19 protein-coding genes are annotated in these 24,423 nt (G+C 30.6%); 3 read left to right on the top strand and 16 right to left on the bottom strand.

Annotated elements, in window-relative coordinates; all coding sequences use genetic code 11:
• Positions 1–56 precede the first annotated feature (56 nt).
• The 13 genes from B8T70_RS04355 to B8T70_RS04295 all read right to left on the bottom strand — a co-directional run bounded on the left by B8T70_RS04355 (position 57) and on the right by B8T70_RS04295 (position 18,235).
• Positions 57–1,178, bottom strand: coding sequence for a glycosyltransferase family 4 protein (locus B8T70_RS04355; RefSeq protein WP_086894055.1), 1,122 nt, complete (start codon positions 1,176–1,178; stop codon positions 57–59).
• Position 1,179: 1 nt separating this feature from the next.
• Complete coding sequence (locus tag B8T70_RS04350; protein WP_086894054.1) at positions 1,180–2,406, bottom strand: glycosyltransferase family 4 protein; 1,227 nt, start codon at positions 2,404–2,406, stop codon at positions 1,180–1,182.
• A complete protein-coding gene (locus B8T70_RS04345) occupies positions 2,403–3,092 on the bottom strand; it encodes a DapH/DapD/GlmU-related protein (RefSeq protein ID WP_086894053.1) in 690 nt (229 codons plus the stop codon). Before B8T70_RS04345 ends, B8T70_RS04350 begins: the two co-directional genes overlap by 4 nt.
• A 1-nt stretch (position 3,093) precedes the next feature.
• On the bottom strand, positions 3,094–5,454 hold the full coding sequence (locus B8T70_RS04340) for a hypothetical protein (RefSeq protein ID WP_086894052.1): 2,361 nt from the start codon (positions 5,452–5,454) through the stop codon (positions 3,094–3,096).
• A gap of 136 nt (positions 5,455–5,590) precedes the next feature.
• Positions 5,591–6,826 (bottom strand): O-antigen ligase, encoded by a 1,236-nt coding sequence (locus tag B8T70_RS04335; RefSeq protein ID WP_242667422.1) that lies wholly within the window; start codon positions 6,824–6,826, stop codon positions 5,591–5,593.
• Between the two features lie 53 nt (positions 6,827–6,879).
• Complete coding sequence (locus tag B8T70_RS04330) at positions 6,880–7,995, bottom strand: glycosyltransferase family 4 protein (protein ID WP_123912069.1); 1,116 nt, start codon at positions 7,993–7,995, stop codon at positions 6,880–6,882.
• Positions 7,986–9,212, bottom strand: a complete 1,227-nt coding sequence (locus tag B8T70_RS04325) for a lipopolysaccharide biosynthesis protein (RefSeq protein WP_086894049.1) — start codon at positions 9,210–9,212, stop codon at positions 7,986–7,988. The genes B8T70_RS04330 and B8T70_RS04325 overlap by 10 nt, the downstream gene beginning before the upstream one ends.
• Positions 9,213–9,217: 5 nt before the next feature.
• The gene (locus B8T70_RS04320) at positions 9,218–11,368 is read right to left on the bottom strand and encodes a Wzz/FepE/Etk N-terminal domain-containing protein (protein ID WP_086894048.1); all 2,151 of its coding nucleotides are present in this window, start codon (positions 11,366–11,368) and stop codon (positions 9,218–9,220) included.
• 11 nt (positions 11,369–11,379) lie between these two features.
• Positions 11,380–12,108: a polysaccharide biosynthesis/export family protein gene (locus B8T70_RS04315; protein ID WP_086894047.1), complete on the bottom strand. Its 729-nt coding sequence runs from the start codon at positions 12,106–12,108 to the stop codon at positions 11,380–11,382.
• A 20-nt stretch (positions 12,109–12,128) separates the two neighbouring features.
• On the bottom strand, positions 12,129–12,563 hold the full coding sequence (locus B8T70_RS04310; RefSeq protein WP_039120348.1) for a response regulator: 435 nt from the start codon (positions 12,561–12,563) through the stop codon (positions 12,129–12,131).
• A gap of 143 nt (positions 12,564–12,706) precedes the next feature.
• Entirely contained in the window at positions 12,707–15,733 is a 3,027-nt protein-coding gene (locus B8T70_RS04305) for a PAS domain S-box protein (RefSeq protein WP_086894046.1), read from the bottom strand.
• A 2-nt stretch (positions 15,734–15,735) separates the two neighbouring features.
• Positions 15,736–16,878, bottom strand: a complete 1,143-nt coding sequence (locus B8T70_RS04300) for an FIST signal transduction protein (RefSeq protein WP_039115298.1) — start codon at positions 16,876–16,878, stop codon at positions 15,736–15,738.
• Positions 16,853–18,235 (bottom strand): sigma-54 dependent transcriptional regulator, encoded by a 1,383-nt coding sequence (locus B8T70_RS04295; RefSeq protein WP_086894045.1) that lies wholly within the window; start codon positions 18,233–18,235, stop codon positions 16,853–16,855. Before B8T70_RS04295 ends, B8T70_RS04300 begins: the two co-directional genes overlap by 26 nt.
• Positions 18,236–18,374: 139 nt before the next feature.
• Here B8T70_RS04295 and B8T70_RS24445 point away from each other — a divergent pair, with 139 nt between their 5' ends.
• Positions 18,375–18,518: an HTH domain-containing protein gene (locus tag B8T70_RS24445; protein WP_369827359.1), complete on the top strand. Its 144-nt coding sequence runs from the start codon at positions 18,375–18,377 to the stop codon at positions 18,516–18,518.
• A 132-nt stretch (positions 18,519–18,650) separates the two neighbouring features.
• Here the strand turns inward: B8T70_RS24445 and B8T70_RS24440 are convergent, their stop codons facing one another.
• Positions 18,651–18,908, bottom strand: coding sequence for a DDE-type integrase/transposase/recombinase (locus tag B8T70_RS24440; protein WP_369827358.1), 258 nt, complete (start codon positions 18,906–18,908; stop codon positions 18,651–18,653).
• Between the two features lie 48 nt (positions 18,909–18,956).
• Here B8T70_RS24440 and B8T70_RS04285 point away from each other — a divergent pair, with 48 nt between their 5' ends.
• Positions 18,957–19,673, top strand: a complete 717-nt coding sequence (locus tag B8T70_RS04285; protein ID WP_086894044.1) for a hypothetical protein — start codon at positions 18,957–18,959, stop codon at positions 19,671–19,673.
• 17 nt (positions 19,674–19,690) lie between these two features.
• Entirely contained in the window at positions 19,691–19,918 is a 228-nt protein-coding gene (locus tag B8T70_RS04280) for a hypothetical protein (protein ID WP_086894043.1), read from the top strand.
• 773 nt (positions 19,919–20,691) lie between these two features.
• On the opposite strand, the gene B8T70_RS04275 is transcribed toward B8T70_RS04280, so the two are convergent.
• Together B8T70_RS04275 and B8T70_RS04270 are read right to left on the bottom strand one after the other, a co-directional pair.
• Positions 20,692–22,119 (bottom strand): DUF1254 domain-containing protein, encoded by a 1,428-nt coding sequence (locus tag B8T70_RS04275; protein WP_086894042.1) that lies wholly within the window; start codon positions 22,117–22,119, stop codon positions 20,692–20,694.
• 31 nt (positions 22,120–22,150) lie between these two features.
• Positions 22,151–23,566, bottom strand: a complete 1,416-nt coding sequence (locus B8T70_RS04270; protein ID WP_086894041.1) for a DUF1254 domain-containing protein — start codon at positions 23,564–23,566, stop codon at positions 22,151–22,153.
• Between the last annotated feature and the right edge of the window lie 857 nt (positions 23,567–24,423).

Below are 24,423 nucleotides of genomic sequence, written 5' to 3'. Positions count from 1 at the left end.
TGTAATATGCTTTGCCAAAACCATGCTTTAAATACATCTACCTAATTACCAGGTATTTACGATTTACTCGCTTTTAAAAACTTCCATATTTTGGATTTACCTTTCATGTATTGGAAAATTATTTCAGCTGATTGTTTTTCAAAATATTCCAAACTAAAAAGCTTACTCATTTCAAAAGCATTATTACTCATCGATTTATACAATACTTTATTCTCAAGAAGTTCTTTTAAATTATCAGATATTTTATCAATTCTCTTACTTTCAATTAAATAGCCGTTTTTACCCTCTATAACAAGTTCTGTAACACCACCTACAGGAGGAACTATGGTAGGAAGTCCGTATGCCATGGCTTCAAGAATTGTTAAACCAAATGTTTCGACCCAAAGTTTAGGATCTGATAAATTCAATACAACACTTGCTTCGCTATAAAAGGAATGTGTATCGGTTTGTGTGGGATAAATGAATAAATTTTCAGGAAGTTTTATAGCATTAAAATATTGCTGAATTTCTATAATTGTTGCATTCACAACCAATTTAAAAATATATCCTGGATTGGTTTGTGCTAATTCTAAAAATTCATTTACTCCTTTATACCCCTTTAATGAACAGATCATTAAAACAATCTTTTTTTCTTTTTCCTGGTTTTTATTGGCCAAGGCCAATTTCACAAAATCCTCTTCTAGAACATTGTATATGATTCTTTTTTTAATATTTACGGGTTCTTTATTGGCTAAAAAATTAGAAACATAAACAACCTCATCAGCAAATAAATTTAAAACTCCAAAAAGAAATTTCTTGAATACTAGAGGTTTCATACTTGTTTCATGCACATGGTAAATCACTTTATTGCCTCTTACTTTTCCAGCAATGGCTGCTCCAAAAGGAAGTACGGTATTTATATACACCACATCATTCTTTTTTAAGCTAAACAACAGTTTAAAGGCTAGCAAAAATTGGCTGCTTGTAAGAAAAAGGAGTCTCAGTAAAGGATTCTTCATAAATTTATACCAGTAAAAATGGTATTTTACATCTGGTAGTCCAGACAAAAAACCTTCCCTCCCACTGCAAGTATATAAATGCAAGTCGACGCCTTTTTTTGCCCATCCTGCAAGTAACTGCTTAAGTACTTTAGGGCTTCCGCTGTAATCGTTTAATAAATGAATTGCAATAACTCTCATCTTATAAATTATTATAAATTGTATTTAAATGCTCTCCTCTACTCTCCCATGTAAATCTTTCTATATAGCGTTTTCTGGCATTAGTGCTCATTTCTAAAAGTAATGTATTACTCAAATACAATTTATTTAATGCTTCTTTCAGATTAAAAATCGTTGAGGAATAATCTGAATGAGGAATTACAAAACCACATTTTGCTGTAATGTATTGGCCCGGACCAATATTATCAAGACATATTACAGGCAATCCATACGATAAAGCTTCGGCCACAACCATTCCTGCCCCTTCATGTGATGGAAACATAAAAACAGTTGCTTTATCATACAGTTTCATCAGTTCTTTGCGCTCTATCCATTCAATTATTTCAACATTATCCCCCATATTACTCTCTGCTATTATTTTTTCATAAAAAACTTTTTCTGGACCTGATCCAACTAATGTTAATTTACAATTAGCACGTTCTGGCAGAGAAATAGAATTTAAAAACGCAATAAAAGAACGAATGGTGAGGTCAAACCCTTTAAGAGGTACAAAGCGTCCGGCACTTATAACATGGAAGCTATTTTTTATGATGGCATTGGCTTTGCTAAAATCTTCTGAAGCTACTGATGGGAATACCGAATAAGAGCTTCCACTAAGATTAAGTTTTTCTACCACACCTGTGTTCATACACCATATATGGCTTGCATTTTTTATAGTCTTTTTAAGACCTGAAGAGTAGTTCCAAAATAAATTCTTTATAAGCCAGGTAAGGCGATCTTTAATAATATATTTAAATGAATAGGGTTTTAAATAAACACTTGGAATAAGTGGATGATGTCCTACAGGTCCCCAAACCATAGGCTTTTCTAGTTTCCATAAAAAACTTGGCGTCCAGTCATTATGAAAGTTAACATTGTGAACAATATCAAAATTGAGCTTCTTTCTTTTTATATGATTAACGATTCCTTTTTGCCACATATAATAATACAGCATGGCACCACGACTTCCTTTTTTCCAAAATCTCATCCAGTACGGAAGATCAAAATATATAAAAGTTATATTGTTGTAAATAGCATCAGGATTTTGCAGCATATACGATTCAATTGCTTCTTTATTATTTTCTCTGGTAACAGCTATTACTTTATTAAAACGAGCAATCTGTCTTATAAAATTCCATCCCATTCCGTCTTCAGATCCTTTATATGGATTTACGGCATAACAACTAGCCAAAATGATTTTAGTGCTCATAATCTCGTTTTTAAAAGTTTAGAAGGTACCCCTCCAATGATACAATCTTTAGGAAACGATTTAGTAACTACACTTCCCGCAGCTATTACACAACCTTCGCCTATTTCTACGCCATCCAAAATGGTTACTTTGCTTCCAATCCAGCAATTTTTACCTATTTTTATTCCTTTTCTGATTACTCCCTGATGTCTTATTAAAATATCATACTGCTCATAATTATGATTCTCAGGATGACAACTTAAATACTGCCCCACTATACAATCATCTCCAATTTCAAGACCGCCAGCTCCTCCTAGATAAGCAAATTCTCCAATCCCTACATTATTACCTATTATAATCCTATCGCCTAAATTATTTAATGAAGTCGAAATAATTATTCGGCTAAAAGCTCCTATGCTAACATTATTTCCAAACCAAATTCCGTTTTTGCCCAAGGCCGAAATTGCTACATGATTACCTAATCGTAAAAACTTGCCCCAATGAATTTTTGAAGGATTAAAAAAAGTAACTGCTCTGCCAAGCATAAGTCCTTTTGCCTTTTTGAAATAAATAAAAACAAATAAACCTCTGATAATAGCGATGCCTTGTATCCAAAAAAATTGTAATAACGCTAATGAATCTAAACTCTCATCAAACTTAAAAGCAGGGTTACGAAATTGTATTAGTTTTTGTAAAAGAGCTTTCATATTATCTATTAATTAAAGTTTGTAAAACAATATGTAGCGTCTGATTAATTTCTTTGTTTTCAATTGTTTTGTAAACTGCTGTGTTACTTCTTTTATCCAGTTTACTAAAAAGGTTCTGATAGTTTGTAGTTAGTTCATTTATAACGTTCTCATCTAGCTCTTTTTTTCGACTAAGAATTGTTCCAGAATCTGCAAAAAGAAAAAAATTGAATTTAGGTTTGAGCAACAACTTATAGCCTAATAATGCTATTTTTTTTGACAAAATAAGATTGCTTCTTTTACTATCTTCTATAAAATCAAAATAGTAACGATCATAGATTACAACATATCCTCTGATAGTATATTTGATAAAAATAATAAACTGACCAAGAAAATAATCAACATAATAATACATAAACCGAATTAAAGATGATACTAAACTTTTATTAGTTCCTGAATGAGGAAGCGTGTTTTCAAAACTTTCCTGAGCCTTTTTTCCTCTAAAAAGAGTACTAATAATTGGCAATACCGAAGGGCGATGGCGCAAAACAACTACTGGTTTTCTTAGTTGTTTTTCTATCATAATTTTTACGTTTTCGATTATAGTAGATTTTCCAGCTCCATCAACACCACTAAAAGTTATTATATATCCTCTGGAGAAACTTCTAAAAACCGTATCATACAAATAGTAGAATGAATTTCTAAAATAGTAGATTCCTTTGTTTTCTCTTTTTTCCCAAAGCTGTTTTAACAAATCTGTTTTTGGAGAAGTAATGCTTTGTAAACTATTATTAGTAGTCTTTTTTACTACTTGATGCTTCTCTTCTTTGATATACAATTTATATTTTCTAGGAATTGCTACATTGTTCAGAATATAAAAGGCACTTATGTATTTTTGAGTATCCTTAAAGGATAAACTTTTTACTCCAAAATTGTTAACATAAGCATGTTTCAAAGCTTTCTTAGCATCCAAAAAAATGATATTTTTTCTTTTAAATTCCCAAATTAAATCAATAGCTAAAATCGTCCCATCAATCATTACTAACTGTAATGAATTCATAAATGACTTTTTGTTTTGAGAAACTTTAGCAACTAATGAATGGCTTTTAATCAGCTTTAAAATTGACGCAAATAGATCTTTATTTATTAAGATATCAATATCCGAATTAACACTAAGTTGCTCAGGGTAACCATCATGAAATTTAATTGTTGCATATTTTTGATTTTGCAATGCATCAAAAATATCCATGATTATAAGTTCTCTGGCGGTTTTTGCTTTTATGACAAAACTATTTAAAGCATCATTCCAAACTTGCAATAACCAATCAACTTGTATATGCCATTTATCTTGTGCTGCATATATTTTTAGGTAGTTAATACAGTTTATAAGAAGATAATATTTTAAATATTTATGAAGTATCTCCAGATCATAATCAAATAAAAAGCTGGCAGATTCTCCTCTACATTGCTCTTTTATATCGATATAAATCTCTTTCCAGGATTTTTTATCTATCAAAATTCCTTGTTGTATAATAAAGTGGAAATAATCAAATCCTGTAGATCTGTCAAAAGCAAATAGCTCCCAATCATACAATGAAATTTTTTCTTCACTCTCAAACATATTCCATGATGTAAAATCGCCGTGAGAAAGCGAGACATTAATATAATCATCTTCAGATATTTCGTTTAAAAGCATGCTGATTTTTCTCATCATGTTTATAGGAAGTCTGCTATCATTGGTCATAATAAAATCAAATTTTAAATCTTTAAATAATTCCCAATCTTTAATTTGTATTAAATTATGTCCTCTAAAATTCATTTCTGTTAATGCTTTCAGATGTGCAATTTCAATTTTATTAGTACGTGTCCCTCCACAAGTTATATCTGAAAATTGAACTACATTTTCTGAAATTTGTTTTGATTTGGGGATTTTAAAAAAATCAAAAGTGATATTCGATAAGATTTTATGCTCTGATTTAATTAATCTCTTAGCCTTAACAGTAGTTGCTATTTTAAAGAATGATGCATCGGCATATAAAATAGCTTTATTATTAGAACCCATGGTGCCTGTAAATAATGCCCAATTTTCCTGGCAATCAAAAAATGAATTTTCTTCTTTTTTAAAATAGTATTTCTTTTTATTGAAAACTATCTTTTGTACTCTCAAGACAAAAATTAGTTTAACTGCCAAAGTAAAGATCTTAGCCCGAATGCCTCCAACGTTATAAAACTTCAAGAAAAGAGGTTTGCTGTTCTCTGCGTTCCAAATCCATCTGATACTCCCGTTTAGATTTTTGATAAATAGAACATTCTGAACGATATCCTGTTCACTATTTTTTTGATTAGAAATAGTGTATCCGATTTTACTAAATATATTTTCCATAATAAGAAAGTTTATTAATCAATCTATTTGGAAAACCGTGCCTAAAATGTAAAATCATTAAAATCAATAAGTTACAAGTTTTAAATCATTTTGGAATTTCCATATTTTGGAATATATATATATTTTTGGAAATCAATTATGTAACAAGATCAGGTCTTCTTTTCCTTAAATAAATTTTCTGCTCTGAAGTAAAATGCTTGTTTGTTTTAAAGCAAACGGAAAAAATGATCATCTGATAAAATAAAATTCCATAATTGCTTTCGCCAAAAATTCCAAACTCGGTAAATGAATTTATTAAAACAGGAATAAGGATTCCGATGAGCATCAGACGATTTTCTTTATCCTCGTAGATGAATGCCCGGAAAGTAAAAAATAATTGAAAGATGGCTATGCATAGACCAACAAATCCTAAGTTCATTAATACCTGCATAAAAGTATTATGCGTCATCTTACCAGGGTAAGTATGAACACTTTGAAAAAACTCTTTATAATCGATCCTCATATAACCAAAACCTAATAATGGTTCTCTGGGCAAACCTTCGGTTATTAATGCTTGCCAAAAGGGCAATCGCCCTGTTAGGGTTAGTATTTCTTCCAGACGCTTTTCATCACCTCCTTTTAAGATAATTTGATTTATTGCAAAAGGAACTACCATGAGCACTCCGGCTATTATAGCTAGTTTTAATCCTTTCTTTTTAGTTTGATTGATATGAAAAAAAATAATTAAAAGTACTCCTATTAACGAAGATCTTGAGCCTGTCATGAATAAAGCATAAAATATTACAAGTATTTTTAGTATTGTCCATACTTTACTTTTTTTTCTGTACAAATCAAAAATAAGGCAGGCAACACCCACTCCTGCGAGCATTCCTAGCTCGTTTGGATTCATCATTACCCCTCCTAGTCTGACTTCTTCTCCTCCATTGGTAAGCCTGAAAAAAGTATCAGGATCAACCCACATTCCTACAACAAATATGATTTGTAAAACAAATACAGAATTGCCTAAAAGATGATAAAGCCAAATTGTATGCCCTTCAAAAAAGGCATCTAATGTTTTTATACTTTTAATAAAAAAAAAGGCGAAAACAAGGCTTTGAAAAGTCATAAACCATTGTAAGGCACTAAAACCAGGATTTGTACTCCACATAAAGGATAAAAACCCCAATGCTAAATAACCAAAGTAAAATAAGGGTGAAAAAATGTTTTTATAACTTAATGTATGTACTGCTCCATAACGAATTATTTTATAATATATAGCAATTGAAGAAAACATAAGTCCCATGCGCCCAACTACTTTTATAGCTCTTGTAATATTTACATTTTCACTCCATGTAAAAAAACAGGCTATCATAAGTAGTAAAACAATAAACATATAATTATTTATTGTTTTTAAAAAAGGCTCGTGGTTAATGATTTGCTTTTCCATCATATTTGATATAAATCTGTATTGAATTGTAAGAGTAGTACATCCCAATTGTAATTTTCTTTTACCATTTTAATAGCATTGCGCTGCATCACAATAAATTTATCATGATTTATATAGTCTGCAAAAATTTCAATCATAGCTCCTTCTAATTTTTTACTACTTTGACTGTAAATTGTTTTGCCCGAATTGTATTTTACAACTTCATAACCAATATTAGTTGCATCTGTTACGATGCAAGGTTTTCCGTAACTAGCTGCTTCGATCACCGAAAGTGGTAACCCTTCATTTCTTGAGGGATGAACAAAGACATCCATTTTCTGTAATAATGCATCTTTTTCCATACCAAATTTGCTTCCGTAAAGAATAACGCTACTATCTAATAAATATCTGGAAATAAGCCGTTGCAGCGTGTTTCTTTCCTTACTATCTCCAATGATCCATAACATTGAAGAAGGCTCTTTAGCATGAAACTTTTTAAACGCTTTTACTAAAGTATCCAAGCCTTTGGTGTAAATATCTAATCTGCCTATAAACCCAAAAACTATATTTTCATCGGTAATTGTCTTTAACGCTATTGGCAAGTTATTTTCAAAGCCATAGGGTAGCAAAATAAATTTATTAGTATTAAAAATTCTTTTTAAACCGTGTACCTCGCTTTTACCAATACAATGAATTTTTTGAGCTATATGAAGTACTCTTTTTTCAAAAAAATAAAAATATACCTTCTTCAAAATAGTATTCTTTTTCATAGCAATAACATTATAAGCTCCGTGGGGAGTAAGGACAAATTTTATATTATATCTAAAAAATAATTTTGTCAACGAATAATATACCGGAATCCAGCCTCCATGAAGATGAAAAATTGCATTGTCCTTTTTATCAATTATTGCCCGTTTAAGTTCTTTTGAAAAGGAAAAAGGAAAATCCATTTTTTTAAATAATCGTGTTTCAAAGCTCCTTTCGTCAAAGTTTATTTCAAGATTGTCTGTAATCCCCCAAACAGCAACTTTTTCACCATAAAGATGTTGTTTTGTTGCCAATTGATGAACTACTTTATTAACTCCGTTCATCCTTTGAGGGTTTGCTTTTCCGAGAATTAAGTGAATTATTTCCATAATTGAAATTGCTTTTTGTTTAACTGATATTGCCAATACAAAATCATTATGATTTGATTTATAATTAATCCTGTAACAGCACCATACAGACCCGAATATTTTAATAGAAAATGAAAACTAGCCAGCGAGATAAAAAATGAAAGTAAATAACCTGTAAAGAAAACTTTATTGAGCATCAATACCCTAATCATAATTCGTATCGGATAACCTAAAAAAATAAAAAAATAAAGAACAGCTACCATTTTTATTACATAACCATAATGTTCATACTTTAGGCCTCCTGCCAATACTATAATTTGATCAGAAAAAATGAAAAACAATATTGCTAATATGCCAAATCCAAAGGCACCTGCTATAGTTAATCTTAACAAATATTTTTTTGCAGTGATGCTGTTTTTATCATATATCATGGCTATTTTAGGAAGAAAATAATTTTCTATTGTCTGTAAACCAATATTTATGATTCCAAAAAATGATTGTACCAATCTTAAAGCGCCCAATGCTTCAATACCAAGATAAATCCCTGAAATAAGAATAAAAAAATTACTAGAGCACCATTGTAATACAGCTACACTTAATAGCCATTTACCTTGTTTTAAATGAGCTTCAAAAAATATCCTCCAGGAAACAGGCTTTTGATAATTCTTTATCATAAATAAAAACCCTGGGATTGTTGAAATTAAATTAATGATTCCAAAGATTAATAAAACCTCCGATAAGTCTAACTTCTTTAGTACTAAAAATAAAAAAGCCAGAATTAAGAATAGCATATCCATAACCAATACTCTTTTTATTTTGGATATACCTAAAAGCAATTTTCTGAAAAAATCATTAATTAAAAACCCTATTGTAAAACAAATAACAGCACTTGGACTTATTTGAAACAAAATTTTATCTTTAAAAAAATGAAACATTCCCGTTATTATTATTAAAGGGAGAATCAATAAAAAAAGTATCCCGAAAAATAAGGTGGTAATATATTGCTCTTTATTTTCTGTTTTTGCAATAGTAACTTGAAATGGCTGAATAATTAAGGCATTATTGACACTTAATAAAAGATATGCAATCAATAAAACCAAAGAGTATAAACCAAAACTTTTTATGTCTAATTTTTGGGCTATTACTAATGTTAAACAAAAATTTGTACCACTAGTAATTACTTGATCTATGAGAACTAAAAAAGAATCTTTGACTAGTAATGTTCTTAGTATGTACATTTAGCTTATTTATTTAAATATTTTCTATACCCCTTTTTTACACAAGAAAAAATACTGGGATTATAACCTGATTTATTAAGGATAAACCACATATTAGGCAAATGATATTCTTCTTGTAATAATTCAATGGCTAGTATTGTTTTTTCGGCAGTTTTTCGACTATCTAAGACAACAAAATTTTGAGATGCTATACTCATAAACAATAATGCAAGTCGTCCTTTATTTATAGCTTGGTTGTGAATAATACATAACTCATGGCTTGCCATTTTTTGTTCAATTTCATTTTTAAAAACAGATTGGATTGCGCTTAAATATTTAGAGTCCGAAAAGTTGATATAGCTATTGTGATCTATTTGATTCAGAAACTCCCCAGTAGTATCAACAACCAACACCTTTCGTCCTTGAGAACAGAAAGCCTTGATAAGATTTTTAGAATGAAACAAATGTGCTCTTGTATTATCATAAGAACTAATTGTTATAATTCCTTTTTCCTGAACGAGCCCTTTTAACTCTATTTGTAATGCCTCTTTTAAAAAATGATCCTCAATTTGGGCATTTACTTTGATATATGGGGTTGCAATTGCCACCGGGATACTACTGTTTTTTTCGATAGTATATACGTCATTAACTTTTGCTTTTGCAAAATGAACTATATATATTAATACTATAGATCCAAACATTCCCATTATAGCAGCAACTATAATTATTATAGAACGTATTGGTGAAACGGGTGTAGTCGAAATTTCGGCAGGACTAATAACTTTATGAAAAGCAATTTTAGCTGATTTTGCTATTTCTGCATCAATTCTTTTTTCATTAAGAAAATTATAGTTTTTTTCATATAAGTTAAAATCTCTGTTTAAAATCGTTAATTTTTTTTCTTTTTCAGGAAGGCCTATAAAAACTTTTTCTGACTCTTTAATTTCGTTTGAAAGTTCTGAATATTTTGTTTGTAAGTTATTTTCTGTGTTTCTTATACTTTCTATCTGATAATCTGTCAAGTCTTTTAATTTAGCATCTATTACTTTTACTTTTTCGTTCTCAGGAGTATACGTCAGTAATAAGTCTTTTTTTTCAGCTTGCAAACTTTTCATGTTCTTAATCATCTCTGTAGAAAGCAAATCAGTGAAAGCCTCAAAATTTGGAGCTAAATCTAAGTAATTTCCTTTTGCATTAGCGATATACTTATTTAGATCCTTTATTGCATCAAGATTCATTTTTAAGTTAACTTTTTCTATTTTCAGCTGGGCAATTTTTCTTAAATCTGTCTCGGTTTCCTGAGGTATATTGATAATATGCTCTTTGTCCCTAAAATTTTGGATATTATTTTCTGAAGCAGAAAGATTCTTATTAGAAGTGTTGATCTCTTTTTTTAAAAAATCGACAGTGGTGTCTGCTGCTCTAAATTTACTTTCGATATAATCTTTTACATAAACTTCTGCCAATTTATTTACAAATAAAGCAGCCTTTTCAGGTACATTGCTTTTAAGATTTATGCGTATAACAGGTACATCTTTATCAACAGCTACGATATCAAGATTCTTATTAATCTTATCCATTAATTTTTGTTTACTTAAAAACTCAAATTCATAAGAGTCTATAATTTTTAAGTCTTTCTTTGATTTTATAAAGGGGTCATTAAGATGAATTAAAAGAATACCTCCATTAATTGAAAGAGATTTTCCAAAGTAACCAGGTATACCATTTTCTGAATCCGGATAATAGAATACAAATTCTTTATTTGAGATAATATCTAAACCATATCTTTTATCTAGTGCCTTTTCAGAGTTAAAAGTACCATCTATTACGATTGGAGAGTTCCTAAATAACTCTACAGATCGTACATTACCTTTTCGATATATTTCTTTATTAAATGGTAGCTCATCAATTGCTTTTCCTATTAACAGGTTTGATTTTAGAACTTCTATTTCAGTAGCTATTTTATTTGCCGAAGCAAAAACATCAAAATCTTTAAAAAGATTGGCACTAGGAACTCCCTCCTGTACATCAGCTAGTTTTAACTTGGCTGTACTCTCATACATTGGAGTTACGTAATTAAGGTACTTTTTTGCAGCAAGTATCAAAATTAGCATTGCTAAGATTATAATTGGCAACCCTCTAAAAAGAGGTTTTAGTATTCGTACATTTTCGTTCATAGGATTTTATTTTATAATACTCCCATTATTATTGCAGCAGCGCTTATTGTTGTAGTCAATGGAATTATAGTGGCTACGCGCTTATCAAACTCTTTATTCTTTTTGGATGGAACAATAACAATATCGCCTGGATGCAATTGTATATTGGTATTTGCAATGTTATTTCCAAGAGTAAGATCGATATTCGTTACTCTGACGTTTTCTCCTTCTTGCCTTAAAATTTTAATTGATTTTAAATTGGCATAAAATTCAAATCCCCCCGTTTTACTAATCATTTCCAAAAGACTAACATGATCCTTATCTATCGCAACTGTATTTGGGTTTCTTACCTCTCCTAAAACGATAATCTCCTTGTTGAGTACCTTAATATCTACTATAGGATTGATTAACCATTTTTTAAGCTCACTTTTAATCATCTCTTTTAACTCTGGAACGGTTTTATCAAGAACGGTCATTGCTCCTATTTTTGGTATTTCGATAGTACCATTTGTATCTACCATTAACCATTTTCCGTAGACCTCGTTTGAATTGTAAATTCCGTAAACTGAACCTACACTTAAATTATCCTCTCCCCATACTGAGATTGATATTTTATCGTCTTTTCGTATTTTATATTGATAATTGGGATCGCTTAAAAAAGATTCATTATCATTTACTTTTGTATCACTTACTAGTAAGTTTTGAGTTTTACAGCAACAAAAAAGTAACGTTATTAAAAAAAATGTAAGTAAACTTTTCATAGTAGGTATGGTATGTTTGATTAAAAAATAGATAACAAACGTTTAATTAAACCTGGGTATACTTTTTTTAATTGCTCTTTGACAGCAATTATTTTAGTAATAATCACAATCATTTTTTCATTAACATCGTTACCCTTTATTACATAATCAAAAGCACCAAATTTTAACGCATCAACCGCAGTTTTGATATTTTCCTGTCCTGAAACCATAACTACATATATATTGGGATTGTATCGTTTAATTTTTTTCAATACCTCAAATCCCGTAATATCTTCCATATTATGGTCTAAAAAAATAATATCCGGTTTTAGATGCAGGTTATCAATACAATCAATACCATTAGCAAAGAGTGTTACGTCATTATAGTCCATGTTGGTGAGATATTGATTGTACAAATTGGCACAAAAAAAATCATCATCTACTATAAAGAATTTAAATTGAGTTTTAGTTTCCATGTTATCCTACTTTTATATTGATAACATATACGCTATAGTCAAGCCAAAATTTCAAAACACTGAAAACAAAGGGTTTGTGTTTTTATTTTTAAGCAATTATTTCCATTTTTTGGAAATAATTCCAAGGAATAGAGAAATTAACTTTAAATTTCTTCTTGTAGTTGTTCTATCACAGTAAGCAACACCATTTTTATTTGAGAGAATAGGTTGCTAATCTTTTCTTTGTCTTTACCTTCTTTAGTGATCTTTTCCAAAGTTTTGATTTTATCTGCAATACTAGTTATTCCCATCCCTTCAATACTTGGTTTAATCTTATGTATAAGTTTGCTCATTGCTAAAAATTCGCCCGAAGCAAGAGCTGTTTCTGCGTTTGGAATAACTTCTTTTATTTGATCTATAAAAATCATTATCATTTTTGTAATAAACTCAGAGTTGCCTCTACTAATACTATCTAATGACTTTAAATTGTAGAGTTTTTCATTATTTTCTTTGCAAGGTTTATTTGTTGCATCTGATTGTTTATTTGTAAATCTTGAAATTGTTTCTATTAAATCAAACTCTTCAAAAGGTTTAGTGATATAATCATCCATGCCCGCATTTTTACACTTATCAACCTCACTTTTAAAAGCATTTGCCGTAAGGGCTATAATAGGAGTTTGCAATTGTAATTCTTCTCTAATCTTTACTGTTGTTTCAATACCATCCATTTCGGGCATTTGCACATCCATTAATATAATATCAAAACTTTTATTTTTTAAAATTTCAATCGCCTCAATACCATTGGTTGCTTCGGTAACAACACAATTAAAATAGTTTAATGAATTAATAGCAACCATTCTATTAATAATATTATCCTCTACTAATAAAACATTTATGCCTGAAATGTCTACATTAATTTCATTTTGAATCTTTTTAATATTATTAATATTACCCTTCTCTAAATCGATTATAAAGCTCACGGTAGTTCCTAAACCTTTTTCGCTTTGTACATTAATTTTGCCCTTCATAAGCAGGATTAGTTCTTTAGTAATGGTCATACCCAATCCTGTACCACCAAATTTGCGGGTAATTGCTTTGTCTTCTTGCGAAAATTTATTAAAAATATTCTCAGCGTAGCTTTGTTCCATTCCTATTCCTGTATCTACAACTGAAATCTGTAGTCTTTGAAAAGCTTTAATGTCTTTTAATACTTCGCATTTCAAATATATTTTACCTTTATTAGTAAACTTCAAGGAGTTTCCTATTAGATTAAATAATACTTGCTCTAGTCTTAAAATATCTCCTTTTAAGACCCCATGAACATCTTTAGAAATCTGCGAAATCAATTTTAGTCCTTTTTTCTTTGCCAGTGGTTCGAGTACATTAACGACATTAGCAATTGTATTCTCAAGAATAAAATCTTCTACTTCAAGGGACATCTCTCCTGCTTCTATTTTAGAAATATCCAATATATTATTTATAATCGATAGCAAATGTTTTGAAGCTACTGTACTATTCTCGACGTATTTTTTTTGTAAATCAGTTAATTGTTGCCTCTCTAATTCTCTTAAAAAACCAATTATACCATTTAGTGGTGTCCTTATTTCATGACTCATATTGGCTAAAAAAGCTTCCTTTGCTTTAGAGGCTTGTTCTGCTTTGATTTTTTGCTTTTCAAGTTCAATCTCCATTTGTTTTTGCTCGGTAATATCTAAGTGAATTCCGATCGACCCTACTAATTTACCTTTATCATCATAATTGGGAGCTCCACCGATGGCCCACCATCTTAATTCTCCTCTTTTATTTTTTACTGGCATTTGATAAACATCTGACAAACCCTTTTCCCGTAATCTATTTTTACTATTCATCATTTCAATATTCTTACCGAGGACAAATGTTTTTGAAGGATTCAAACCAATAAGTTCCTCAACTTCAAATCCTGAGATAGTAGCAAAACTTTGATTGGCATATTGAATTATTTCATTAGTATCAACTTCTATGAGACCTAAGTTCATATTAGCAATAATGTTGCGATATTTCTCTTCTTGAACTTTTAGTTTAGTTTCTGTTTTTTTTCGCTCTGAGATATCTTGCATAAAGGAGCAAAAAAATACTTCTCCATTTTGCTCCAGAGGTATAATAGAAATTTCTACGGGAAATTCATGTCCACTATTATTTATTGCAGGTAGTTCTATTTGTTTATTCAAAATAGGCCCCTTACCTGTTGCTTCATAATGCTTAAGCCCTTGTGAATGACTATCTTTATGACGTTTGGGAATTATGGTTTCGTTTAATGTTTTACCCAAAACTTCTTCTTTTTTCCATCCAAAAATAATTTCGGCCTGATTGTTCCAAAAAGTTATTTTTCCAGTACCATCTATTGTTACTATAGCATTAAGTGAGGAGTTCATTATAATACGATTACGCTCTTCACTTTGCTTTAGTAAATTTTTACTCTTAATTCTTTGGGTTACATCTGTTGATTTCCAAAGGTGTCCAATACAGTCATTATTGACCATAATTGGTATGTAGTCTCTTTCAAAAAAACGATTATCTAATGTTTCAAGTATTTCACCAGTTACAATTTCTTTATTGGATAAAATTTCATTAATCCTATTTCTATAGGCTTCACTATCTTTAAATAATGACTGGGCATCATTTAAATATTCCGCTGGTTTTTTTCCTATCATTTCCTCTGGCAGAGCATTGATATTGCGCATATCGCATAAATACTGATTAACAAATAATATAGTATCATTATGATCTACAACTAAGATCCCCGATTGTAAGCTTTCTAATAATATTTTTAAAAATTGGGCAGTCTCAAATAATTTCTTTTCAGTCTCTTTTCTTTTAGTTATTTGTTCACTTAAATATTTTGAAATAAAAAGTAGATCATTTTTTTCACTTTCATTTATTAATCGATACCCTTCATCCAATTCTGTTAGGCTTTCATATAACTTTAAAATAGACTCTTGTTTTAATTCATATTCTTTCTTTAAACTCTGATTTACTTCATTGTATTCATTTTCACTTACTTTAAAAGAATGATCCATTAAATCTTTATCTCTTTCAAATGATAGATACGAGTCGTTGACCGTTTTTATAAAAGACTGAAAATCCGGATGATTTTTAAGATCATCACTTATATTTTTATTAATTTGTCTTTGCAAAAGCTTATGAATATCCATAACTACTCTATTTCATTTATACAAGTAATAGTCATTGTTTGGTTATGAAGTATACATTCTCCAAAAGGTTTTAATGGCGAAATTTCTCCATAGGAATAAAACCCTGAAAGAATAGTATCGCCTCCAAAAATATCAGAAACAGCTTCAACTTCTTCATCAATACGGGTTCCCAGAATTAATTTTCTTCCTACGCAACTTATTAAGAGAGCCAGTTTTGGGCTAAAACTATTTACTTCTAAGCAAGAAGACGCGGCGTCACTTGCAGCATCAATTAGTCTGTCAAAGTTTGCCTTCATAAAACGCACTTTACTCCCCTCGGGAACATCTCCTGCAAAAGTCATGGTTTGATTGGTTTCATCTATCGATAAAATAGTTCTAACAATGGGTTCGTCTACTTCTTCAATCTTAATAGATAGCGGAAAAAGTAGTGCCGAACCTGGTAATTCATCCGCATATTTTCCTAAATAACTTTTATAAAGATCTAATACGTTTTTACCATCAATTTCATATAGAACATTGCTTTTCGATTTTGTAACTATCCTTTCTAATCCAAAACTTTCCCAGCCACCCAAAGAGCCATGAGATACCAATAACTTCTGGCCATAAAAACCAATAGCAATAATTTTACCTTGAGTTGGTCGGGCATTCAATCCTACAACAGTCTTTTCAAATTTTGCAGCATCACCAGCAAGACCACCCACTATTAATACTTTTTCCTTTTTTACGGCATTCATACCATTTACCAACTCACTCCCATTTACTTTTCCTCCATCAGAGAGTACCAGAACTAATTTTAAATCCTCCTGAACAAATTTCTCAATCAAGGAAGAACCTGCTTCAAAACTATTTTTAAAATCTGTTATATCTACTTCATAAGTTTTAATTACTGTTGAAGAAAATTTAATTGCAGTAAGAGCTATTGTATCATCAAGAACTTCATTGTCATAAATCTCCCCAGCCGAAGAACATAATATTAATTGTGAAGATGGAAATTTATTTTTCAACTGATTAAAAATTGTATCATCAGAAACTAAATCTCTTGATCCAAAACCTAAAACTAAGTCGGAATCAGTAAAATCCAAATTATCATTATTTAATTCTCTTACAAAAGAATTGCTTTCAAATAAAACTGTGGCTACTTTCATTTAAATCATTTTTTTTAGTTTGACCTGCTTGAATTAAATTATAAATCGTAGATTTTCCGATGTCTAATTGTTTGGCTGTTTTTAATACATCATCATTATTCTTTTTTAAGTAATGCAGTATAATTTCAGAAGTAAACTCTTTTAATGTCTTATCTTCAGACAAGAAAAAATCGGTATCATTTATTGTGTCAAAAGTTAAATCTTCTACACAAATTTCATTGCTCTCACACATAACGCAAGCAAGATCTATTATAGATTTAAGTTCTCTTATATTTCCTGGAAATTTATGTTTAAGGAGTTTTTCTTTAGCTTCTTTGGTAATAGTAATCGTTTTCAATTTATTTTCTTTAACAAACAAATCAATAAAATGTTTTGACAAAAGTAAAATATCGTTACCTCTCTCTCTTAAAGGTGGTAATTCTATTGGCAAACCGATAATTCTATAATACAGATCTTCTCTAAATGCTCCTTTTTTAACCTCCTCTTTTAAATCTTTATGAGTCGCAATAATTAATCTGGCATTAAACTTAATGACTGCCTTTCCACCAAGTCTTGTCACTTCGCGTTCTTGAAGCACTCGTAGTAATTTACTTTGAAGATTTAAATCTAGCTCAGCTATTTCGTCAAGAAAAATAGTTCCGCCATCGGCTTGCTCAAATTTCCCAATCGTTTTTTGATCTGCCCCAGTAAAGGCTCCTTTTTCATGTCCAAAAAACTCGCTTTCGACCAATTCTTTTGGAATAGCAGCCATATTTAATGCTACAAAGGGTTTGTTTTTTCTCTCAGAATTGTAATGAATTGCCTTTGCAACAATCTCTTTACCAGTTCCTGTCTCTCCCGTTATAGAAACATTTATATTAGTACTTAAAGATTTATTTATTTTATTAAAAACAACTTTTATTCCTTCACTTTGCCCTATTATAGTATTTTCAAAACTAAACTTTTGCTCGAGTTTTTCCTTTAGTTCTTCTACTTCATTTATAAGGTTTAAATTTTCCCTGATTTTAATAATTGAATTCCAAAGCAACTCTTTTGTGTGATTGCTTTTCACAATGTAATCTTTTGCACCCGATTTTAAAAAATCAACGGCTACTTCAATTTCTTCCTGACCACTTATAATGATAATGGGAATTTGATTATTTGTTTGTTGAATTTTTTTAAGAAGTAAATCACCAGTTATATCTGGCAATCCAAAATCCAAACAAATTATATTGGGGTTCTGAAATAAATTATCCAAACATTCTTTTCCTGTTTTAAATAAAAAAACTTCAAAATCAGGATTTAACTTGAGGTGATACTTTAAAGTTTCTCCAAAAAAGGGATCATCTTCAACTAAAAAAATTTTGAATAATTTCATAAGTATCTGTTTGTTAAAATTAAATCTAATTCATACCAAGTTACAAAAAAAACTCTATGTCTTTAATTTTCAATCATATATTTATTACTTTTTGTAAGAAGAAAAAAAAAGAATGCTTGATTAACAATGCGTTTGCGAAGTGAAGTCACCCTCTAATTTGCTACAAAAACTTAAGACACACGTTTCAGTAGTAGAATTTGCAAAAAAACTGGAACTGTCCGAGAGCACGGTTCGTAATTATTGGGTTCTGTCGCATCTGTCAGAATCAAATATAAGAATTTAAGTAATTTAAAAGTTAGCCTGCCAATTTACAAAAGAATTTAAATATAGTTTTCTCAGGATTAACCATCTGATTCTTTCTAAGCATATGAACAATCTCAATACCGCTTAAAGTTCTCTTTGCAGATTCAAAATTTTAAAAAGCTAAACCATTTAAAATCCTCCACTTTATAAAACGATGGTCCTGTTCTACAATATTGTTGAGATATTTACACTGCCGGATTATAATCTTTGAGAACGAAGCCTTGTTATACACTTTGATCGCTGCAGTATTAGAACCGCTTTTATCAATGTTTATTACTCTTGACCTGTAGTTATTACTAATTGCTTTAATTAGAAATGACTGGGCACTCATCATCTGCCTTCTCTTAAACTGTATTACCAGATCTATCAACTGCTCTATATAAATAACACCATTGTCCAGGCAGGTGAAGCTATTAAAATGAAATTTAAGCAGACTTATACAGCTAAAGGTTTCAAAGAAAATGATTCTAATAACAGTGTCCTTCAAAACGGAACATACTTGACAAATAAAGCGTTACCAACTCTGGGCTACAGCAAAGAATATGAGCTTGATAATACAAGAATTAGGACAGAATTTGAATTGACACCTGCAAAAGAAATGGCCAAAAGAAATGATAAAACGGAATTAACTTATGCAGGTACTGGAGGTAATGCTGATTTACTCAATTTTGAAGTTACTATTGGGACAGACAAAAGTCAAAAAGCCATTTCTTGCGGCACTTTACTAAAGGACTGGACATTAGGTAATCGTTCCTTTTTTCATTATAAAACGGATAAACCAAAAGTAAATCAGTATGCGATAATATCGGCAGATTATGAAGTTTCCAAGAGCAAATGGTTTCCTAAAAATGATCGTTTGGCAACTCCGGTAGATTTAGAAATCTATTATCAAAAAGGACATCAATATAACGTGCACAGAATGACCCAAGCTGTCAAATTATCTTTTGATTATTTTTCCACGAATTTTGGCTCTTATCAACATAGGAATATGCTTATCATAGAAACTCCTAATTACATTGAACAAGCAGAGTCTTTCTCCGGGGCAATACCATTTTCTGAATCCAATGAATTTATGCTTAATATTGACCACCAATCATTATCGATATTATTCTCTATAGAATTGCCCATGAATTAGCACACCAATGGTGGGGAATGCAGCTCCAAGCGGCTAATGTTCAGGGAAAAAATATGATTTTGAGAACCCTTGCCCAATATTCTGCTTTAATGGTGATGAAAAAAATATTCCAGAGAAAAAATAGAGCCGCTTTTGCAAAAGGAATATTGGCTATGTATGCACTTCAAAATTATATTGGGGAAGAAAAGGTGAATCTTGCTTTAAAAAGTTTATTCGTGATTGGAACAATTCTAACGGAAAGTTAAAATCAAAAACTCCTAATTACCCAACAACAAAAGAACTGCTGACTTATTTTATTGAATTTACTCCCGTTTCTTTGCATCATAAAGTGTATCCTTTGTTTGAAAAAACGAAATTCGATAGTAATGTTATCTTTAGAGGTAAATGAATGTAATTTATTAATTCTTGATAGTTCCTAACTCGAATATTTATAACTCATATCAAAATAAATACATGAATTATCCATCAATCCCCATCAGGACATCCAAACCAAATTCATAAAGCCAATCTCTTCAAATCTTCCATAAATTTTATAGAAATTTGTCTCGTAGAGGTCACCACAGCCAAATGGCGTCAATTGAAGACAATTGGCGCCATTTTTTATATACCCTATTAAATAAGTAACTTTTACTTGTTTTTACTTTTTATTATCTTTTTTCTAGAATCACACTAAACAAAGAAACAAAGTGTAGAACATACAGGTATTTACATGAAAAATAAGGTAAATTTAAAACTTAGCTTATAATAGCCTAACAGGACTCGAACAACGAGAATGTACGCCGGAAATTAAGTTTTATATTCTCCTAAATTACTTTCAACTGCTGTTCAAAGCCAAATAATGAGATCTTAATTAGAAAATTGGAAAAATTATTTTTATTGACCTTTATATGCTAAAATAAAATGACCACCTAAATTCGGTTCTAAATTTATTTGCTATTTAATAAAATTTCATATTAAGAGAAGCACAAATAGAATCTGATTCACAATAACTTACACAATGATTTAAAATAAAAAAACATTAAATCTTAACTAGTTGAGGCTGTTTCCACGTTCCGTTTAAAGCAGCTTCTTTTGGCCAATATAATCGCATTATTGAAGCGAAATCGCCTTTTGGTGAAGGAAGCCAATTCGACTCTTTATCTTTCCCGGGTGAATCAGATTGAAAGAAAAAAGTTAAACTGCCGTCAGCATCTTTTTTAAATTGTCCCAGCATCGTTGAATTGAGCAAATAACGATTAAGTGAATTTGCTACAAGAAGACTTGCTGGCTGATCGTACATGGTAATCGACCAAAAAGAATTGGCAGGTGGAAGCTGTCCAGGAGGAAATTTCAAAATATAGCGATTTTTACCATTCAGTTTTTCACCTTTTGCATCAACGTAATAGGTCGGATAAATTGCTTCCTCTTTTGAATTTCCATATATTCCTAGAAAAGCACCGCTCATTCTAAAAAGATAATTATTCTTTAGAAATTCTCTTGTCCCAAAACCATCTCCTGAAGAAACTTCACCAGTCACTACTTTTTTCTTCAAATCAGCCATTTCTGCCCAAGCATCTTTTATTCCCTCATCCATAGCATTTTTAACTTCAGGACTCAAACTTGCGGGATTAAAAACTTTTCCTTCCTGAATCCCAATTTTAGCAAATCGAGCTCTTAAATCTTTTTCAGAAGGATGTATCGGACAAAACTGCAAGGCAAAATTTAAATTATTAAAGAATTCTAATGATTTTTTTTGCTCCTCCGGAGTAAGAGGCTTCACAAAATCAAGTGGTTTTGCTTTTGGTGGTGCTGGTTTACCCAAATAGGCAGAAAGTGTTTTTATAACATAATTTTTCTGTATTTTTTCTACATTTTTTAAATCGCCGGCGTTGAATAACTGGGTACGGATTATTCCCAATGCAATATCTGTTTCACATTGAATTACCTTGGTAATTCCTTTTGGCATATCTCCTTTCCAGTGAGGTCCAGTAAGCATAAAAGCACCTCCTCCATTTCCAGTTGCTCGGCTTCCTAAATAAGCAAAGTTATATGTATATAAATCAATTAACTGCAAACTCCAATATCTGCTCTTTTCAATCGGAGGTATAATAAAAACAACTGGCTCACTTCTTAAATCTAAGCCAATCCAAGAATAAGGAGTATCCGAGTTTGGAGTTTGAACAGCTTTATCTTCCGATGTAAAAACACGAGGAATATTACGAATGGTATTCCATGGTGCTTTATATTCAGGATTTTGTTTGTCTACAAAATAAGCATATTGTATTCTGGTGTTATCTACTAAAGGAAATCCATATATGTATGCTTCCTTTGTTATTTCTCTAATTTCTTTGAGATCAACCTTAGCCGAATCCTGATTTGATGAACTTATTTCTTCGGCTTTATTTACTTTTTTACAACCAACGAAAGTTATTACAACCAAAATGAATACTAGTATTTTCTTTTTCATAATTATTTTTTTTGAATTAATACTTAGAAACTTATTCTACTTTCTCAACTGCTGGCGGTGACCATTTACCGTTCAAAGCTGCTTCTTTGGGGCCATAAATTCTAGCCATTAAATAAAACTCTTCTGCTGGTGAAGGAAGCCAATTTGACTCTTTCGATTTGTCTGGTTTCTGATTTTGAATGTAGATTGTCAGTCCTCCATCTTTATCGTAATTTAGTCCTTCAGAAGTAGAACTGATAAGAAATCTTTTAATAGGATTTTTAATCAAATATCCTCCTGTGCCATCCGCACTTTTATCATACATGGTTATAGACCAAAAATATTTTGCAGGCGGAATCTCATCTTTAGAAAAATGAATTTTATACTTGCTTGTTTTTCCGTTCAATGTCTGTCCTTCTTTATCAATGTAAGCAACAGGATAAAAAGCTTCAATCTTATCATTTCCGTAGATTCCAACCATAACTGCTGCGGCACGCAGAAGTCTGTCTTTTTTATAAAATGCTCGGTCTCCAAAAGGATCCATCATATTCCAGCCATTTTTCTGCTCACTAATATGGGCTGCTTTTTCTTTAATAGCTGTAATTCCTTCCTCGACACCTTCATTAATAGCCTTTCTAATCTCCTCACTAAACTGCGAGGTATCCAAATCGGCTCCCGGCTTAATTCCTATTTTTTCAAATCTTGCTATCTCGTCTGCATCTTCTTTATTGAATGGTTTAACTAAGTTTAAATAGACATTTAAATACTTAGTAAAATTTAAATCTTCAAAATCTTTTGGATTAACAGAAACCCATTTAATTTCAGGAGCTTTTGCTGGTGATGCAGTACCTAAAAATTTACTCATTGAAGTAACTTTATATTTATCCTGAATTTGAGTAACATTCGATAAATCTTTGCTACTAAATAATTGGGTTCTTCCAATTCCAATTGCAAGCTGACTCTCTACATGAAAAATCTTTTTAAACTTTCCATTTGGTATTTCTCCTTTATAATCTGGTCCGACAAATAAATAATCTCCTGCTTCTGTACCTGTAGTCCTGGTGCCTACGTAAGCAAAATTGTGGGTAAAGAGATCAATAAATTGGAAAACATAATATCTGCCTTTTACGGCAGGAACAGACAGAACAATGGGTTCTGTGCGTAAATCCATTGCAAATAAAGAATAAGGAGTGTCTGCATTCATTGAAACCACATCTTTTCGGGTATCATCTGCAGGTCGTCTGTCGTGTGTTATAATATTAAAATCACTTCGATAGGCAGGACTTTTTTTATCTACAGTTGAGTAGTACGTAGATCTATACCCCATCAGCATCGGATAACCATAAATGTATGCTTCTTTTGCAAGAGCTTTTGCTTCTTTAGGACTTAATTCATTTTGAGTAGAGCTTTCTTTTTTACAGCTTGTTAAAAATAGAAAAGTGATAAAAATTAAAAGTGATTTTTGCATAATTTGGAAATTTATTATTTAATTAATCGTTTAAAGAATCTATAATATATGTAACCAGATACAGGAAATATCAATTCAAAAAATAAAAAATATTCTAAATGCTTAAATTTAATTTTGTTGCTTAAATATTATAATCATTTTAAATTACAAGTCTAAAAAGATTCGTTTATTGAGGCAATAGTAAATTTAATACTAATTTTCCAATAAAAACAAAGTTTGAATCAGAAAATAAAATTGTTACTTTTAATTTAAAAACATGAAAATTAAACTATTACAATCTATCGTTTTTTCATGATCTTCAAATTATTATTATAAGCATTACTGCAATATCATAGATCATATAATTTTGGAGCTACTATATTCTTGCGACAAAAGTTAAGACTGTCTATTTTTAGTTTAAATAAATCATCATGTAACATTTTCTTGAAATAATTTGAGAAATAGTATATTTTTTTACATCAATCCCCAAGAGGACATCCAAACCAAAATATTGAAGACATGTAGAGACAGCTCCTACCTGTAGTAAGCCAATCTCTTCAAATCTTCCATAATTTTTATAGAAATTTATCCTGTTCCTCTACGGGACATCCAAACCGCCTATAAACCTAGATTTTAAAGGAATAAATAAGATTAATTAACATTAGTACATTTAAGCAGTCCAAAAGAAAAATACACCACAAAAAGTTTTAAAATGTTTAAGAAGAAATATGATGTGGAAAGGCACAAATATATTCTATCTGAAATAGTATGATTGAAATTAATTTCACTGTCGGATTTTAATCTTTGAGAACGAACGTTTGTTATATACTTTGATCGCTGCAGTATTAGAACCGCTTTTATCAATGTTTATTACTCTT

Origin of the sequence: Flavobacterium sp. AJR, assembly GCF_002156885.1 — a bacterium.
Classification (GTDB): Bacteria; Bacteroidota; Bacteroidia; order Flavobacteriales; family Flavobacteriaceae; genus Flavobacterium.
The sequence above is the reverse complement of the archived record's forward strand: the minus strand, read 5'-3'. Positions and strand labels throughout refer to the sequence as shown.